Source organism: Aeromonas media (assembly GCF_020423125.1).
GTDB lineage: Bacteria > Pseudomonadota > Gammaproteobacteria > Enterobacterales > Aeromonadaceae > Aeromonas > Aeromonas media.
In genome coordinates this window covers 2,328,839-2,345,235 of the sequence record NZ_CP075564.1, presented here as the reverse complement: position 1 = coordinate 2,345,235, position 16,397 = coordinate 2,328,839, and the positions used below count along the sequence as shown (strand labels likewise).

Annotated in this window: 13 protein-coding genes; 9 read left to right on the top strand and 4 right to left on the bottom strand. The window is 60.0% G+C overall.

Features of this window, described 5'->3' with window-relative positions; all coding sequences use genetic code 11:
- Window positions 1–18 precede the first annotated feature (18 nt).
- Window positions 19–699, top strand: a complete 681-nt coding sequence (gene yjjG / locus KI797_RS10790; RefSeq protein WP_042650050.1) for a pyrimidine 5'-nucleotidase — start codon at window positions 19–21, stop codon at window positions 697–699.
- Between the two features lie 71 nt (window positions 700–770).
- Here the strand turns inward: yjjG and KI797_RS10785 are convergent, their stop codons facing one another.
- The 4 genes from KI797_RS10785 to elyC all read right to left on the bottom strand — a co-directional run bounded on the left by KI797_RS10785 (window position 771) and on the right by elyC (window position 6,018).
- Window positions 771–2,027, bottom strand: a complete 1,257-nt coding sequence (locus KI797_RS10785) for an amidohydrolase (protein ID WP_042650051.1) — start codon at window positions 2,025–2,027, stop codon at window positions 771–773.
- Between the two features lie 1,216 nt (window positions 2,028–3,243).
- A complete protein-coding gene (gene pfkA / locus KI797_RS10780; RefSeq protein WP_005326082.1) occupies window positions 3,244–4,215 on the bottom strand; it encodes a 6-phosphofructokinase in 972 nt (323 codons plus the stop codon).
- Between the two features lie 141 nt (window positions 4,216–4,356).
- Window positions 4,357–5,112 carry a triose-phosphate isomerase gene (tpiA, locus tag KI797_RS10775; protein WP_226169300.1) on the bottom strand — a complete coding sequence of 252 codons (756 nt, stop codon included), beginning with the start codon at window positions 5,110–5,112 and terminating at the stop codon, window positions 4,357–4,359.
- A 135-nt stretch (window positions 5,113–5,247) separates the two neighbouring features.
- A complete protein-coding gene (gene elyC / locus KI797_RS10770; RefSeq protein WP_226173081.1) occupies window positions 5,248–6,018 on the bottom strand; it encodes an envelope biogenesis factor ElyC in 771 nt (256 codons plus the stop codon).
- A gap of 338 nt (window positions 6,019–6,356) precedes the next feature.
- Between elyC and KI797_RS10765 the strand changes: the two genes are divergently transcribed.
- From KI797_RS10765 to mukB, 8 genes are all read left to right on the top strand, one after another.
- Window positions 6,357–6,824 (top strand): type VI secretion system PAAR protein, encoded by a 468-nt coding sequence (locus KI797_RS10765; RefSeq protein WP_226169298.1) that lies wholly within the window; start codon window positions 6,357–6,359, stop codon window positions 6,822–6,824.
- 10 nt (window positions 6,825–6,834) lie between these two features.
- Window positions 6,835–7,815: an S-type pyocin domain-containing protein gene (locus tag KI797_RS10760; protein ID WP_226169297.1), complete on the top strand. Its 981-nt coding sequence runs from the start codon at window positions 6,835–6,837 to the stop codon at window positions 7,813–7,815.
- Window positions 7,812–8,306, top strand: a complete 495-nt coding sequence (locus KI797_RS10755; protein WP_226169296.1) for a DUF6392 family protein — start codon at window positions 7,812–7,814, stop codon at window positions 8,304–8,306. Before KI797_RS10760 ends, KI797_RS10755 begins: the two co-directional genes overlap by 4 nt.
- A 190-nt stretch (window positions 8,307–8,496) precedes the next feature.
- Window positions 8,497–8,757: a hypothetical protein gene (locus tag KI797_RS10750; protein ID WP_226169295.1), complete on the top strand. Its 261-nt coding sequence runs from the start codon at window positions 8,497–8,499 to the stop codon at window positions 8,755–8,757.
- Between the two features lie 116 nt (window positions 8,758–8,873).
- Window positions 8,874–9,650: a tRNA uridine 5-oxyacetic acid(34) methyltransferase CmoM gene (gene cmoM, locus KI797_RS10745; protein ID WP_226173079.1), complete on the top strand. Its 777-nt coding sequence runs from the start codon at window positions 8,874–8,876 to the stop codon at window positions 9,648–9,650.
- A gap of 115 nt (window positions 9,651–9,765) precedes the next feature.
- Window positions 9,766–11,085, top strand: a complete 1,320-nt coding sequence (mukF, locus tag KI797_RS10740; protein ID WP_041205839.1) for a chromosome partition protein MukF — start codon at window positions 9,766–9,768, stop codon at window positions 11,083–11,085.
- Window positions 11,066–11,803, top strand: coding sequence for a chromosome partition protein MukE (gene mukE / locus KI797_RS10735; RefSeq protein WP_041205837.1), 738 nt, complete (start codon window positions 11,066–11,068; stop codon window positions 11,801–11,803). The genes mukF and mukE overlap by 20 nt, the downstream gene beginning before the upstream one ends.
- A 45-nt stretch (window positions 11,804–11,848) precedes the next feature.
- A complete protein-coding gene (gene mukB / locus KI797_RS10730; protein WP_043131942.1) occupies window positions 11,849–16,276 on the top strand; it encodes a chromosome partition protein MukB in 4,428 nt (1,475 codons plus the stop codon).
- The last annotated feature ends 121 nt before the right edge of the window (window positions 16,277–16,397 follow it).

Below are 16,397 nucleotides of genomic sequence, written 5' to 3'. Positions count from 1 at the left end.
CAACCGATAAGGACAAGCGTGAAACAAGCAAGCTATGACTGGGTGCTGTTCGATCTGGACGAGACCCTGCTCGATTTCCCGGTCGCCCAGGCACTGGAGCGCACCCTGCAGATCTATGGCGTGACGCCGACGCCCCCCAGGATGGCGGCCTATCACGAGCTGAACCACAGGCTGTGGCAGCAATACAATTCGGGTGAGATAAACGCCACCCGGCTGCAGCAGACCCGTTTTTCGATGTTTGCCGAGCAGGTGAACGTGGCGCCCATGGCGATGAATGATACCTTCCTGCAGCAGATCATCGCCCTGAGCGTGCCGCTGGAGGGGGTGGAGGAGACCCTGCTGGCCCTGAAGAGCCGGGTCAGGATGGGGATCATCACCAATGGTTTCAGCCTGCCCCAGCGCGGTCGTCTCGACAAGCTGGGCTGGAACGAGTGGTTCGAGCCCCTCGTTATCTCCGACGAGGTGCAAGTGACCAAGCCGGCCGCCGCCATCTTCCAGCACGCTCTGGATCTGATGGGACAACCGAGCCCGGCGCGGGTGCTGATGGTGGGGGACAACCCCAAGACCGACATCGCCGGTGCCGCCGCCCAGGGGCTGGCGACCTGCTGGTACAATCCCGCCCGCCAGCAGGGGCCCAGCGAGGCGACTCACGAGATCCATCACTTCGCCCACCTCTCTGACATAGTGCTGGGACGCTGAGCCAGGCCCTAGGCGACTTCGCAAAGACAAGAAAGGCAGCCCTCGGGCTGCCTTTTTCATCGGTGGCGTTCTCAACTGCCGAGGCGGCTGAGCAGCCAGGCCTCGAGCAGGGCGACGCCGGGAGCCAGCACAGCCTCGTCGAAGTCGAACTCCGGATGGTGGTGAGGCGCCGCCAGATTGGCCCCCAGAATGAGGTAGGCGGCCTCACCGCCATTTTGCTGTACTCGCTCGATGAGAAAACCGGCATCCTCGCTGGCGCCGAAGCGGCGAGTGTGGATGGTCTCAAGCTTGAGCGCCTCGGCCAGCGGCACTATCTCCTCGAGCAGGGCCGGGCTGTTCTCTATGCCGATGGCTTCCCCCTGTTTGCGAATGAGGTAGCTGGCCCCCTGCATCATGGCGGCCCCTTCCACTATCTGCTGCACCTGGCCGAACATGTAGTCGTTGAGAGCCGGGGTCGCGCCACGGGTCTCTCCCTGCAGTCGGGCGTGACCCGGGATCACGTTGCGACCGCTGCCCCCATTGAGCTGGCCTATGTTGATGCGGGTCATGCCGTCCCGGTGGCGGGCAATGCCGAGCATGGCGGTGGTGGCCATGCAGGCCGCCGCCAGGGCATTGCTGCCGGCGTTGGGCTCGAGCCCCGCGTGAGCGGCGCGCCCCATAAATTCCACGTCAAATTTTGTTGAACAGAGAAACTCGGTGGGATTGATCACCAGTTCGCCGCTGTTGGCGTGAATGCCGATGTGCAGCGCCAGCAGGGCATCCACGTCATCGAGCTGACCGCCCGCCGCCAGCGCCTTGCCGCCGCGGCATCCCTCCTCGGCAGGCTGGAAGAACAGCTTGATGCGGCCGTTCAAACCATCGGCCAGGGCCGCGATCCGCTCGGCCAGCACCAGCCCGATGGCGGTGTGGCCATCGTGGGCGCAGGCGTGCATCCAGCCCGGGTTGGCGGAGTGCCAACCCTCCTGGCAGGGTTGGTGTGCCGGCTCCCGGCTCTCTTCCACTTCTACCGCATCGATGTCGAAGCGAAAGCCCAGGGTAGGGCCGGGGCGGCCGCTGTCCCAGACGCCCATCACCCCGGTGATCTCGTCGATGCGGGCCAGCCAGTCGGGGTGGGCCCCCTGACGCAGGGCACGCTCCTTCTGGGCTGCGACGTCTATCTCCCGTCCCATGATGAGGTTGCTGGCCAGCAGCTTGTCACCCAGCATGACGGAAAAACCGAGTTCACAGAGGTGGTGGGCGATGAGGGCGCTGGTACGAAATTCACACCAGGCGGCTTCGGGGAGACGGTGAAGGTCACGGCGCCAGTGGCGCAGAGCATCCTGAGTCATGGTGATTCCTGCATGGCAAATCCAGCGGACATTGTGACGGGCAGGGGGGCAAGAGTAAATCCCGCAGAGACAGATGCGGCAAGGGGAGCACTGAGGCTCCCCTTGCAAGAACGGCGATCATGACGTTCAGGTCGTTAAATGCTCACTGATGGCCAATAACTCCTGACTGGCATCCTGTTCTTGCACAAGGCTTCAAAAAACCACCTTTGCGGGTGTTTTTGCGGCCTGGTGGCGCTATCAAGACGCAGGCCAAGCAGCTGCCTGACCGATTAACCGCCTTAGAGCTGTGCCAGCGAGGGCAGAGAGACGGCAACCAGAGTGAAAAACACGGTAAAAACGGCGGTAACAACGAACTCTTTCATTATTTTGTCTCCCTTGGCTGACTGATGATGAGACCAAGATACCACAATGACAGGGGATAACAATGAAAAATGTAATTATGTGGCAAAATAAGGCTTGCGGTGTCGTAGTGCTGTGTTTTTGTAATTTTGTGGCCGTTTTATCACCCGCCCAGAGGGTGATGGATTTCTATCTCATGATATTTATCATTATATTGTTTATATACAGTTACTTATTGTTTTTCGTTTGCGTTTTTTGATGGGTTTTGTACGAGGCTATTTTGGTGGTCATCAACTTTTGTGGCGAGAAATGGCAGGGTGATGCGCCTGAAAGTGTCGCCAGTGATGGGTTGGCTGGCTGGTGGCGCCATTTTCCTTATCCCATCATTTTTATCTGCCCGCCATGAGGTAAACCCAGTAGTGACGGTGCTTTATCGCCATCACCTCCCGGCATAATTTCAATTCACAGGGGAAAACAGGGTAAAACAGCAGGCATTCGGCAGGGAAAAGCCCCGCTGCCCCGCCCGCCGAGCCGCTCTTTTTGAGTGGGCGTCATGGTGGGAGAGGTGGGCTTTCATTCACAGATGCCCAGAGATAAGTACGCAGAGACGGACACCCAGGCAGGGGGCTCCTGTCAGAGGAGTAGGGGCAGGGCGAGGGGGCAGAGTCTGCTGGAGGGGGGAAACCTCAGTAGAGCGCGGCGAAACGAAAGAGAACGCCTGTATCGCCGTCTATCAGGCAGAAGCACAACAGGGCAAGCTGGCTCGTTACAGGTCGGGGAGGGCGGTTGCCTGTGTTTGCCGGGGCACTGATGCAGGCATAAAAAAACCCTCCGATGGAGGGTTTTTGTCACAACAACCTGTCTGAAGCGCGATGGCTTAGAACAGGGTGGTGGAGAGATCGTACAGCTCCTGATCGAACGGGCGCTTGAGGTTCTCGATGCAGTCGATGATGTCGTGGTGCACCATCTCGTTGCCCTGGATCCCGACGCAGCGGCCACCCTGACCGGCCAGCAGTTGCTCGACGGCAAAGGCACCCATGCGGCTGGACATGATGCGATCTCGGGCGGTCGGCGAGCCGCCACGCTGGATGTGACCCAGTATGGTGGCGCGGGTTTCGCGGCCTGTCATGGCTTCGATGTCTTTGGCCAGGGCATTGACGTCGGTGACGTGCTCACAGATGGTGATGATGGCGTGCTTCTTGCCTTTGGCTTCACCTTCCTTGATCTGTTGCAGCAGCTTCTCTTTGTCAAAAGCCACTTCCGGCACGATCACGTACTCGGCGCCACCGGCAACGGCGGCGGACATGGCCAGATCGCCACAGTGGCGGCCCATGATCTCGACCACGGAGATGCGGTGGTGGGAGCTGCAGGTATCGCGCAGACGGTCGATGGCGTCGACGACCACGTTCAGCGCGGTGTCAAAGCCGATGGTGAAGTCGGTACCGGCGATATCGTTGTCGATGGTGCCCGGCAGACCGATGCAGGGGAAACCCTCTTCGGTCAGCTTCTTGGCACCCATGTAGGAGCCGTCACCACCGATCACCACCAGGGCATCGATGCCGTGTTTTTTAAGGTTCTCGATCGCCTCGGCACGCACTTTCGGGTCTTTGAAGGCGGGGAAACGGGCGGAGCCCAGGAAGGTACCGCCGCGGTTGACCACGTCGGAGACGCTGTGGCGCTCGAGCTTGACGATCCTGTCCTGATGCAGACCGAGGTAGCCATCATAGATGCCGTAGACTTCCAGGCCATGATGCAGACCGGCGCGTACCACGGCGCGAATGGCTGCGTTCATACCCGGTGCGTCACCACCACTGGTCAAAACACCAATACGTTTGATTTGTTTGGTCATGAGTGCCTCTGGATCTGAGTTGTCGAATATCAATATCTGAAAAATACGGCCAGCCGCTTTTACTATATCGGCTTTCCTATGGCAGAAGGGTCCATAGGAAAGCGATATCAAGAGAGGGGCCAGGCCCCTCTCTTGTGTCACTTACTGGGCGGCGCCAGCGATGATCTGGGAGAAGTCGTCCACTTTCAGGGACGCACCACCCACCAGGCCACCGTCGATGTCCGGCTGACCGAACAGGTCGGCAGCGGTCGCGCCAGTGACGGAACCACCGTACAGGATCTGTACCTTGGCAGCCACGGCGGCGTCGAAACCGGCCAGGTACTGACGGATGTGAGCGTGCACGGACTGAGCGATTTCCGGGGTAGCGGTCTTGCCGGTGCCGATGGCCCATACCGGCTCGTAAGCCACTACGGCGTTGGCGAAGGAGGCGATGCCGCAACGGTCGATGACGGCTTTGAGCTGGGTCTCAACCACGGTCTTGGTCACACCGGCTTCGAACTGCTCCAGGGTCTCACCGATGCACAGAACCGGTACCAGGCCAGCTTTCTGGATGGCTTCGTACTTGGCAGCCACCACGTCGTCGGTCTCTGCGTGCAGGGTGCGACGCTCGCTGTGGCCGACCAGGGAGTAGGTGCAACCGAAAGCTTTGAGCATGGAGGGGGCGTTCTCGCCGGTGAAGGCGCCGGACTCGTGAACGTCGGCGTTCTGGGCACCGTAAGCAATCTTGCTGCCAGCGGTCAGCTGTTCAACCAGACCCAAAAAGATAACCGGCGGGCAGACGGCGACTTGCACGGAAGGATGAGCGGCAGCAGCCGGGGTCAGTCCTTTGATCAGAGCTTCGACAGAAGCTTTGGTGCCGTTCAGTTTCCAGTTACCCATTACCAGGTGCTGTCTCATCTTCTCAATCTCCTAGGCATTTGATTGCGCAACATTATATGAATTGAACCGAGCCCAAGATAGCTGACCCGGCGGCAAATGACGTAATTTTTTTTCGCTTTCCTGATCCAAATCAGGAATGCAAGAACCGATCGCTCATTCGTTAACCTGCCCCCGCAAACGGGCCCACCATACCCCAATCCATTCGTGAATGGCAGCCTCGGAATACATCAGGTAGCGCCCCTTGGGCAGGTAGCTGTAGAGGGGTTGCGGCTCCTGACTCTGCTTGGCGGTATAGTCGGTGGGGGCCGGCACCGCATCGAGTCCCTGACCGCGATAGATCGCCATGGCCCGGGGCAGGTGGGTGGCCGAGCTTACCAGCGCCACCCGCTTGCCCTTGAGGTGGGCGCTGATGCTGACCGCCTCGTCGTGGGTGTCTTTGTTGTTTTCAAACAACGTCATTCGGGAGCGGGGGATGCCGAGGCCTGCCGCCATGCGGGCATTGACCTCGGCGTTGGAGAGGGGATCCCCCGACACATAGCCCGAGAAGACCAGCTCCGCTTGCGGGTAGGCCTGGGCCAGGCGCACCCCTTCCAGGGTGCGGGTCAGGGAGATGTTGTTCTGCCAGGCGCGTTCAGGCACTGCCGGATCGCTGACATGGCCGTTGCCGAGCACCACGATGGCGTCGATATGGGGATGCAGGCTCACCTCGAACGGTGGATAGGTCTGCTCCAGGCTTCGCGCCAGTTCATAGCTGACGGGCCTCATCCCCATCAGGGTAATGAGGAGCAACGAGAAGGTGGCCAGCAGTTTGCCGGTTTTCTGAAAGCGGGTGAACCAGAGTAGCGCGAGCGCCAGCAACAATAAGGAGAGGGAGAAGGGCAGCGGCATCAGCAGCTGGCCCAGCCACTTCTTGATCACAAACAAGTTCAATTCAAACACAGTGTTCTCCCATCAATTCCTTATTACATGCGATAGCTGGCATCAGGTGCTGGGGCACTTTATCAGATCCAGCGCCTGAATGATCTCGACACCTTAACCTTGGACTCGAACACCGTCAGCTCTCCAGAGAAGCAGTGTTATCGCGCCGACTTCACAATCACTATCAAAAAACAACTGGTGAAATTGCCGGTTGAATCCTTGCTACTTCTGCTCAGAATGGCCAGGGGTCAAAATGATCCTGGCCTTTTTCATTTTTGGGCAACCTCGGTATGCTTCGAACAGCTCAGCATGCCACCGTGTAGTCGCATCAGTTGAGTCGTATTATGTCTAAGCATGCAGCCAAGGTCGGGAATATAGGAACCGACCACGATGGATTTCACCCCACGCCTATCATTGCCGGTTCTCCCGACGTTTTCATCGATGGCATCCCTGCCGCCAGGGTCGGAGACCCGTTGGCTCCACATGACAAGCCAAACCATCCCCCACACCCCCGCAAGATAGCGTCAGGTTCATCAACGGTATTCGTTAACGGTAAGCCCCTGGCCATCACAGGTGGCTCTGTTGACTGTGGTGGAGTGATCATCGGTTCGGGAACTGTGATAGTTGGCGATCAGTTCGAGAAGGTCGATTCAAATTTCATACCTCCCGTAATTGAGAAAGTCACTCCGTTCATTTTCGCGAAGTCTAGCTCGGTGCCGCCGACAACCATTGAGGCGGCTACAATTGCAGAGCCTCTCGCGATGTTCGGTAGAGCCGTGGTACTGGCTCCAATGCCATCTAAAGCCAAGTGAGGAGATGCTGATGTCTGGAGCCACAACCGCAAGTGCAACAACAGAAATTGCACTTGGGAGAATATCTGGCGCCTTGCCAAGTGAATTAGGGGCCTGGGCTCTGCGTTCTAGTGGGGCCGCCTCTGGGGCGTTTCTGATGGCATTTTGGCCATCAGACTTAGGGGATGGAACGCTCTACACGGATGCGCAGTTGCAGGCCATGAGCCGGGCTGCCACGCGGGTCCGTTTCAGATTCATTGAGGATGAACAGGGGCGGATGCAAGTGTATGGGATCCACACCAGCGCAGCATCTGGCATGGATTCAGTGCCTATCGTGCAGGCCCGGCAAGAAGGCAGTGCCGTTGTAGCAGTGGTTCCCGGTGGTCCCACTCTAACTTGGTACCCTGATAGCAGTGGCGAAGTGCCTGATGCCAGTAGTTACTATCCGGAGCGGGATGGCATGGATGTGTCGAACATTTTAGTTCGTCCCATCCCTGAGGCTCCAGATGCTGAGCTCGAGACATTCCCGGTAAGCGGGGATGACCTGGAAGATTGCATCATCACCTTCCCTGCATCATCAGGGGTTCCACCGTTATATCTGGTTTTCAGCAAGCCGCCGGTGAAATTACTGGAAGTCGATACCTACAGAGGATTTCAGGGGAGACCAAGGGCAGGCACTCATGCTGATCACATGCCATCAGCAGCGGCGATTGAACGCTATTTGCTTGAGACCTTTCCGGGGTTAACATCCTCAGAAATAGGAGGGCTTAAGAAGGATGTTGCAGCCTTAATAATTCCTGCCTCGGTTCACCAGAAATGTAGTGAAACCTATGGTGGAAGGAATACCTCTTTGCAGATTGAAAAAGACTCAAAGGACTTAAAAAAGGCCGTAGACAGCAACTTTGATATGGTTAAGAAGTGTTTGCTGGATGAAGGGTATGACAATGCTGAAATCGAGCGGGCAAGGCAGGAAATGCACCAAGTGAATAAAGAACAAGGGTGGTACAAATGACGGTGGATGCTAAAGCTTTAATCAATGGCCTTGGGCTCACATATGAGGCCATGCTCGAAGCCGAGATGATACCCTATAAGACGAAGCCAAAAGGGGATTCAGGTAGTCCGTATATTACGCTGAACATGGCAAAGGAAGGGGTATTTTTGACATTTGACCGAGTGTCGAGAAAACTCATCGAGGTCGATCTTGAGCTGATTAGAGAGGGGGATGATAAGTATGTATTCCCTAATGAGGTACCTTCTCCTCTATGGAGTGTTATGTTGCGCTCCGATGTAAGAGCCAAGTTTGGTGTACCTACAAACACCCTCCCACCTTACAGGCTTATAAATCGCAAGAAAGGTGGTACAGATCACTATGTCCTCGAGAAGGGAGGGAAAAAGGTGAGTATGTTGCTGAGCTATGACTTAGAACAGAGAGCAACTACTGTTGGTTTTAAACCAACAGAGCTTGTGCAGTGGAAGGAGCTGGATCCGTCTCTGCTGCTGTAGTTGCTAGTTCGGTGTCCCCCTGGATTATTCGTTTCTGCTATAGCAACAATTGAGGTCCCTCCAGCATCTGTTGAATGTTTTGCTGTAGCGCGTTAGCATCTCCCAAAGATGTCCAGAGTCCCCGTGACCCTGGCCGTTTTCATTTCTGGCCCGCCTCGTGCGGGCTTTGTCGTTTCTAGAGGAGCGATGCATGGCGAAAGAAGAAGATCTCGCGACGGCTGCGGCTGCCGCGGGGGTGGCAAAGAGCGCACCGCCAGTGGTGGTGTCCGGCATGACGCTGGCCGGGTACTCGCTCAATGACTGGGTGCTGGCCGCTACGTTGATGTGGATAGCGGTTCAGATGGGCTGGTTCATCTGGTCGAATATCATCAAGCCGCGCCGCCAGCTGGACAGTGCACGAACCATCGACCTACTCCAACCCCATATAGAGAATGAAACTCCCCGTCCTTGAGTTTTCAGCGGATCCGGGATGTGACAGAATACCCCTCTTTTTTCCTGTGGCCCAATCCTGTGTGGTTTCTCCCCAACCCCCTCCCCACAGCAGGGCGGCCGAAGATGAGCATTGTCTTGAAGCAAGATCAGAGTTTTGACGGGCGCGCCGACAAGTTCGCCCGCAACATTTACGACTCCACCAAGGGGCGCATCCGCACCGCCGTGGTGTGGAGCGACATCGAAGCCTGCCTGGCGCGCCTGGGCAACCGACCCCTGCGGATCCTGGATGCCGGTGGCGGCTTTGGCTATTTCGCCCAGAAGCTGGCGGCCATGGGCCATCAGGTGGAGCTGTGCGATCTGTCGGCAGAAATGCTGGATCTGGCCCGGGAGCAGATCGCCGAAAAGGGACTGGAAGACAGAATTCGTCTCATCCATTGCCCCATTCAGGATCTCAAGCAGCATGTGACCGGCACCTTTGATCTGGTGCTCTGTCACGCGGTGTTGGAGTGGCTCGTCGAGCCCCGTCAGACCCTGCTCGGTCTGTTCCCTTTCGTCAAGGCAGGGGGCATACTGTCGCTGCTTTTTTACAACCGTCACGGCCTCTTGTTCCAGAGCCTGGTAGTGGGCAATTTTGACTATGTGCGCCAGGGGCTGAACAAGAAGCGCCAGACCGCGCTTACGCCCACCAACCCTCAGTTGCCGGAACAGGTCTACGACTGGATAGGACGGGGGGGCCTCAAGATCATCGGCAAGACGGGGGTGCGGGTCATTCACGACTACATGCGCCACAAGCAGCAACAGGTCGAGAAATTCGACGATCTGCTGGCCATGGAGCAGCACTACTGTCGTCAGGAACCCTTTGTGTCCCTTGGGCGCTACATCCATGTGATGGCCCAGAAACCAGCCGGTTGAGACGAACCGGCGTGAATGTGATGCGGGATCGAGCCGTCGGGGTGCCACCGACCCCGGCCTATATCACCACGGCGGGCGAGTGACCCGTCGGTTATAACAACGAGATGATAACGTCATGATGAGTACATCCCGTACCCTGCCAGAGACGGTGGGATGGGTCAGACAGGAGGGGTTGTCCCTGAACCTCCCCACCGACAGGCTGGCCTTTCTGATCGCGATCAAGACACTCTCCGAGGATGAATCGGATCTGTCGGAAGCCGCGCTGCACGACGCCTTCGGTTACGTGAGCAACGCCTTCGGCCAGATGGACGAGACCCTCTCCGGTCGCGCCAACAACGCCATCAACGATCTCATTCGCCAGCAACTGCTGTCGCGCTTCACCACCGACATGGTGGCGGGGGAGAGCCTCTATCGCCTGTCGCGCCTTGGCATGAGCATCGTCGACTTCTTTCTGGAGAGCCGTCAGGTGGACTCCATCAAGCTCTCCATTTTGCTCGAACACCTTGCCGCCGAGCTCGACACCGCCCGCAAGGCGGCGCTTGAGACCAACACCCGCGAGCAGTGGGATGCCGAGGTGCTGCCGCGCCTCTCCTTCTCGCTGGAAGAGACCCTGGGGCGCATCGATCTCACCCAGCGCGCCATGGACGAGCAGCAGAATCAGGTCAAGAACGAAATAGCGGCCCTGCTGACCCAGAACTGGGTCGACGCCATCCACAGCTGCGAGAAGCTGCTGCGCGAGACGGGCCAGACTCTGCGCGAGCTGCAAGACACCCTGGATGCCGCCGGTCACCGCCTGCAGGCGGGGCTGCTCAACATTCAGGAGGCGGCGCAAGGGCGCGACGACCTGTTCCATGTCGAGGAGCTGACCCATGCCCTGCAGGGGCGTCTGGACGTCATCACCTCCTGGGGCCAGCAGTGCATCGAGCTCTGGTCCCGCTATGACAGGCACGTCCACAAGTTCATCCGCAACGCCATCGACATGGACAAGAATCGCGCCTTCAGCCAGCGGCTGCGCGAATCCATTCGCAACTTCGAGCAGCACAACTTCTTGCTGCGGGTGGCCGAGGAGCCGCGCCTGCTGGAGCTGCGGGACGAAACCATCGCCATCCACGACGAGGAGGTGACCGGCGAGGTGCCCCTCGAGATGGAGTTCATGGAGATGGTGGACATCAATCAGGCGCTGGCAGAGCGCATCGAACGCTATCTGGCCCGCTATCCCGAGCAGGGGCAGCAGCTGGATCTCGCCGACGTGCTGCGCGAATACCTGCTCGATTTCCCGGCCCACGCCCACTTCGACGTGGCGCGTCTGCTGATAGACCAGGCCGTGCGCCTCGGCCATGCCAGCGGTGAGCGCGAGCACCACCGCCAACCCGCATGGAAACCCATTAACCAAGCTGGATCCAAGGTTCAGGCCTATGTCATTGATCAATTCTGAGTTTCCCTTGCCGCTGCGGCTCGCAGAGGCCATCGCCAACCCCTTGTTTCCGCGCATCGACACCGCCCTGCGCTCGGGGCGCCATATCAGTGCCGACGATTTCGAACAGCATTCGGCGCTGGTGGAGTTTCATGGCGAGCTGGAGATCTTCTACGGCCGCTATCAGGTCGAACTCATCAAGGCGCCTGAGGGCTTCTTCTATCTGCGCCCGCGCCCCAGCGCCGACATCGGCACCACAGTGCTCTCCGAGCTCGATATGCTGGTGGGCAAGGTGCTCTGTTACCTCTATTTGAGCCCGGACCGGCTCGCCTCGGAAGGAGTCTTCACCATGGGCGAGTTGCAGGAGGAGGTACTCGGCCTCGCCGACGAGAAGCAACTGCTGCGCATGGTCAACAGCCGCTCCGGCGGCACGGATCTGGACAAGAAGAAGTTGCTGGAGAAGATCCGCACCTCCATGCGCCGCCTCAAGCGCCTCGGGATGATCACCGCCCTTGGCAACAGCGACAAATTCCGGGTCAACGAATCCGTGTTTCGCTTCGCCGCCGATGTGCGCTCCGACGAGGATCCCCGCGCCGTCCAGCTGCGGATGATCCAGGAAGGGGAGGCCATCTTCCACGACGACGAGATGCCGAGCAGCGATTCGCTGTTTGACGATATCGAGGGGGATTTGGATGAAGAGCAACTGGAGCTGGAGGTGGAAGATGATCTGCAACGTTAATGTTCTGGCACCGATGGCGTCGGCCGGTTTGATGGAGAGTGTGGCGTGAGAGGCAAATTCAAATCCCTGACCATGGTCAACTGGAACGGCTTCTTCGCCCGGACCTTCGATCTCGACCTGCTGGTGACGACACTGTCTGGCGGCAACGGCGCGGGCAAGTCCACCACCATGGCGGCCTTTATCGCGGCGCTCATTCCCGATCAGTCCCTGCTCCACTTCCGTAACACCACGGAGGCGGGCTCCAGCAGTGCGTCCCGCGACAAGGGGCTCTACGGCAAGCTGCAGCGCGGTCACTGCTATTCGCTTCTGGAAGTGATGAACAGCCGCGAGCAGCGGATCTGGGTCGGCGTGCACCTGGAGCAGGTGGCGAACCGCGACAACAAGGTCAACATCACCCCCTTCGCCCTGGTGGACGTGCCAGAAAACCTGCAACCCACGGATCTGCTGCTGGAAAAACTCCATGATGGCAAGGGCCGGGTGCGCGCCTTCACCGATCTGAAGGGGGCGGCCGCCGAGCTGGGGGCCATGAAGGTCGCCAAGTTCAATACAGTGACCGACTATCACAACTTCATGTTCGAGTTCGGCATCACGCCGAAGAAGCTGCGTGATCAAAAAGATCGCGGCAAGTTCTATCGCCTGATCGAAGCCTCGCTGTATGGCGGTATCTCCTCCTCCATCAGCCGGTCGCTGCGGGAATACCTGCTGCCGGAGAACTCCGGCGTGCGCAAGGCGTTCCAGGACATGGAGGCGGCCATCTACGAGAACCGCCGCACCCTGGAGGCGATCAAGGAGACGCAGGGTCAACGGGATCTGTTCAAGAACCTGATCACCGAGACCACCCACTACGTGGCGGCGGAGTATGTGCGGGGGGCCGCCGAGAAGAACCGTCTCTCCGAGCTGGCCCTCAAGGCCCGGTCCGAGCTGGCGGGCAAGCGCCGCCTGCTGGCCGAGGAGAAGCAGCGCGCCATCTATCTGGCGGACGAGGTGGATCAGCTCACCAACCGCGAGAAATTGCTGACCGACGAGCTGGAGTCCGCCGCCGAGCACCTGGCCAAGGTGATGGCCGCCGTGGCCCTGCAAAAGAAGATCGCCCTGTACCGCGCCGATCTGGCTGAGCTGGTCGACAAACTCGAGCAACAGCAGGCGATCGTTGAAGAGATCCATTGTCAGCTGCTGGAGGTGGAAGAGCGCAAAGAGCTGGCCCAGGCTGAGGTGGACAGCCTCAAGACCCAGCTCGCCGACTACCAGCAGGCGCTGGACATTCAGCAGACCCGCGCCATCCAGTACCGTCAGGCGGTGCAGGCCCTCGATGCTGCCCGCGAGCAGTGCGAGCTGCCGGGGCTGAGTGTCGAACAGGCGAGCGACACCCTGCATCAGTTCCGCGCCGCCGAGCAGAGCCTCACCAGCCGAGTGCTGGGGGCCGAGCAACAGCTGGCGCTGGCCAAGGCGGCGGTGGCCGAGCACGAGGCGGCGCTGGCGCTGCTGTTGAGCATTGCCCCCGAAACCGTGCGCGAGGCCGCCTGGCCCACGGCGCAGGCGCTGCTCAAGCGTCATATCGAAGACAAAGCTCGGATTGCGCAGGGACAGGGGCTGCGCGCCGCCCTGGCTCGCCTCGAGAAAGAGAGTGAAAGCCAGAAGCATCTCTTCAAGTTGCGCGACGAGCTGCAGCAGGCCTCTGGCCAGCTGATCGCCAGCCAAGACGAGCTGGAGATCTTCCTCGAAGCCCAGCGCTCCCGTCAGGAAGAGCTGAGTGATCAGCAGGCGGAGGTGAATCAGCGCCGCGCCAGCCTGGTGCATCAGGGCGCCCAGCTGGGCCGCGATATCGCGGAGCTCACCAGGCTGGCCCCGCGCTGGCTGAAATCGTTCGAGAAGCTCGAGCAACTGCGCGAACAGAGCGGTTTGCCGCTGGCCACCGCCGAAGAACTTTCTTCCGGCATGCAGAGCGTGCTCGACAAGGAGCGCGAGTTCGAGCAAGAGAGCAACCGCATCGCGGCGCAGAAACAGGCGCTGGAGCTGCAAATTCGCAACCTGCAGCTGGGGGCTGGCGAGGCGGATCCGCGCCTGGCCCGCATCGCCGAGCAGGTGGGGGGTGTGCTGCTCTCCGATGTCTATGACGACATCTCCATCGACGATGCTCCTTACTACTCCGCGCTGTACGGCCCGGCCCGCAGCGCCCTGGTGGTGCTTGACCTTGAGGGCGCCATCGAGCGGCTGAAAAAACTGGACGATTGCCCGGAGGATATCTACCTCATCCAGGGCAACCCCGACTCCTTTGACGAGGATCTGGTAGAGGCTGACGAGCTCGGCGACGCCGTGCTGGTACGCACCAGCAAGCGTCAGGTGCGTTTCTCCCGCTACCCCGAGTTGCCGCTGTTTGGCCGTGCCGCGCGGGAAAAACGCATCGAGCAGCTCGACCTCGAGCGCGAGGGCCTGATCGAGGGCTACGCCAAGGCTGCTTTCGAGCAGCAGAAGTATCACCGTCTCTACGGTCACTTCCGCGACTTTATCGGCCAGCATCTGGACATCGCCTTCCGCCCGGATCCCGAGGCCGAAGTGGAAGCCAAGCAGGCTGAGCTGCGCAAGTTGCAAGGGGCCATGGCCGAGTGCGACAAGCAGCTGGCCGAGGCCAAAGCGGCCGCAGCCCAGCTGACCCGCCATATCCAGCTGGTGCAGGGGATGCTGCCCTTTGCCCATCTGTTTGCAGAGGCCGACCTGACCGCCCGTCTCGAGGCGGCTCACGCCGACGTGGAGGCGCTTAAAACAGCCGAAGCCTTTATCGCCAGGCACGGCAAGGCGCTGGAGAAGCTCGAGACCCTGGTGCAGGTGCTGCGCCAGGATCCGCAGGATCTTGCGGCTCTGCAGGCGGCGTATGATGAGGTGAGCGACCTGCTGGCCGAGCAGAAGCGCCGTTGCTACGCCCTCGATCAGCTGGTGGCCCGCCTGCCGCACTTTGCCTATCAGGATGCGCAAGATCTGCTCGGCAAAGCCTCCGAGATGAGCGAGCGACTCAAAGAGAAGCTGAAAGCGGCCGAGCTGGCGGCCCGCACCGCCGGTGAACAGCACAAGCAGATTGCCCAGCGCCACACCGAGGCGCTGCAGCTGCGCACCGCGCTCGATTCCAGCGCATCGGCCAAGCGCCAGACCCTGACCGAGTTCGAGCAGGAGCTGGCGGCCATGGGGCTCACCCTGTCGGACGACATGGAAGAGAAATCCCGCGCCCACAAGAAAGAGATCGAGGAGCTGCTTATCCGCACCCGTTCCCGTCGCACCAGCGCCGAGGCCCAGCTGCAGGTAACCAAGCGCGAGATCGAATCCCTCGGTGGTCGTCTCAAGCTCGAAGGCAAGGATTACTACAGCGCCCGTAAATCCCTGGTGGGTCACAAGGCGAGCTGGTCGCGAGTGGTACGACTGGCGCGGGAAACCGACGTCGAGAAGCGCCTCAACAAGCGCGAGCTGGCGTACCTCGACAGTGACGAGCTGCGCTCCATGTCGGACAAGGCCCTCGGCGCCCTGCGCGTAGCCGTGGCCCACGACGAGGCCCTGCGCGATGCGCTGCGACTCTCCGAGGGTAACCGCAGCACCGAGCAGAAGGTCGCCTTCTACGTGCAGGTCTACCGTTACCTCAAGGATCGCATCCGCAACGACATCATCCGCTCGGATGATCCGGTGGAGGCCATCGAGGAGATGGAGATCGAGCTGGCGCGCCTCGCCGACGAGCTCAAGCAGCGGGAAAATCACCTGTCGCTCTCCTCCCACGAGGTGGCGGCCAAGATCACCAACATCATCCGCCGCGAGCAGAACCGCATCCGGGTACTCAACCAGGGCCTGCAGAACATCGCCTTCGGCCTGGTGCGCGGGGTGCGCCTCAACGTCAACATCCGCGAGGCCCACACCCGGCTCTTGACCGCGCTCGCCGATCAGAGCGCCATGCACAACGATCTGTTCGCCGACAAGGAGCTCAGCTTCTCCGAGGCGATGGCCAAGCTGTTCCAGCGCCTGAACCCGCAAGTAGAGCAGGGGGAGCGCAACTATCAGGTGATGGGGGATGTGCTGCTGGACTATCGCAACTACCTGGAGCTGGAGATCGAGGTGCAGCGTGGCGCCGATGGCTGGCTGCGGGCCGAGAGCGGGGCGCTCTCCACCGGCGAGGCGATCGGCACCGGTCAGGCCATCCTCTTGATGGTGCTGATCAGCTGGGAGGAGGAGTCCCGCCGTCTGCGCGGCAAGGACATCGCCCCCTGCCGCCTGCTGTTCCTGGACGAGGCGGCGCGTCTGGATGGCAAGTCCATCGCCACCCTGTTCGAGCTGTGCGAGCGGCAGGATATGCAGCTGCTTATCGCGGCGCCGGAGAACATCAGTCCCGAGAAGGGCACTACCTACAAGCTCATCCGCAAGGTACAGGGCAAGCACGAACACGTGCACGTGGTGGGTCTGCGCGGCTTCGGTTTCGCCGATGACAAGCTGATCGCCTGATCTCTTTCCCTGACAGGGGCTGACGGGTGGACACACAAACGGGAGGCTTGGGCCTCCCGTTTTCCATGGGAAATATGAGAGAGTAGGCTCCTGTTCGCGGGATCCAGACTGGTGATGAAGA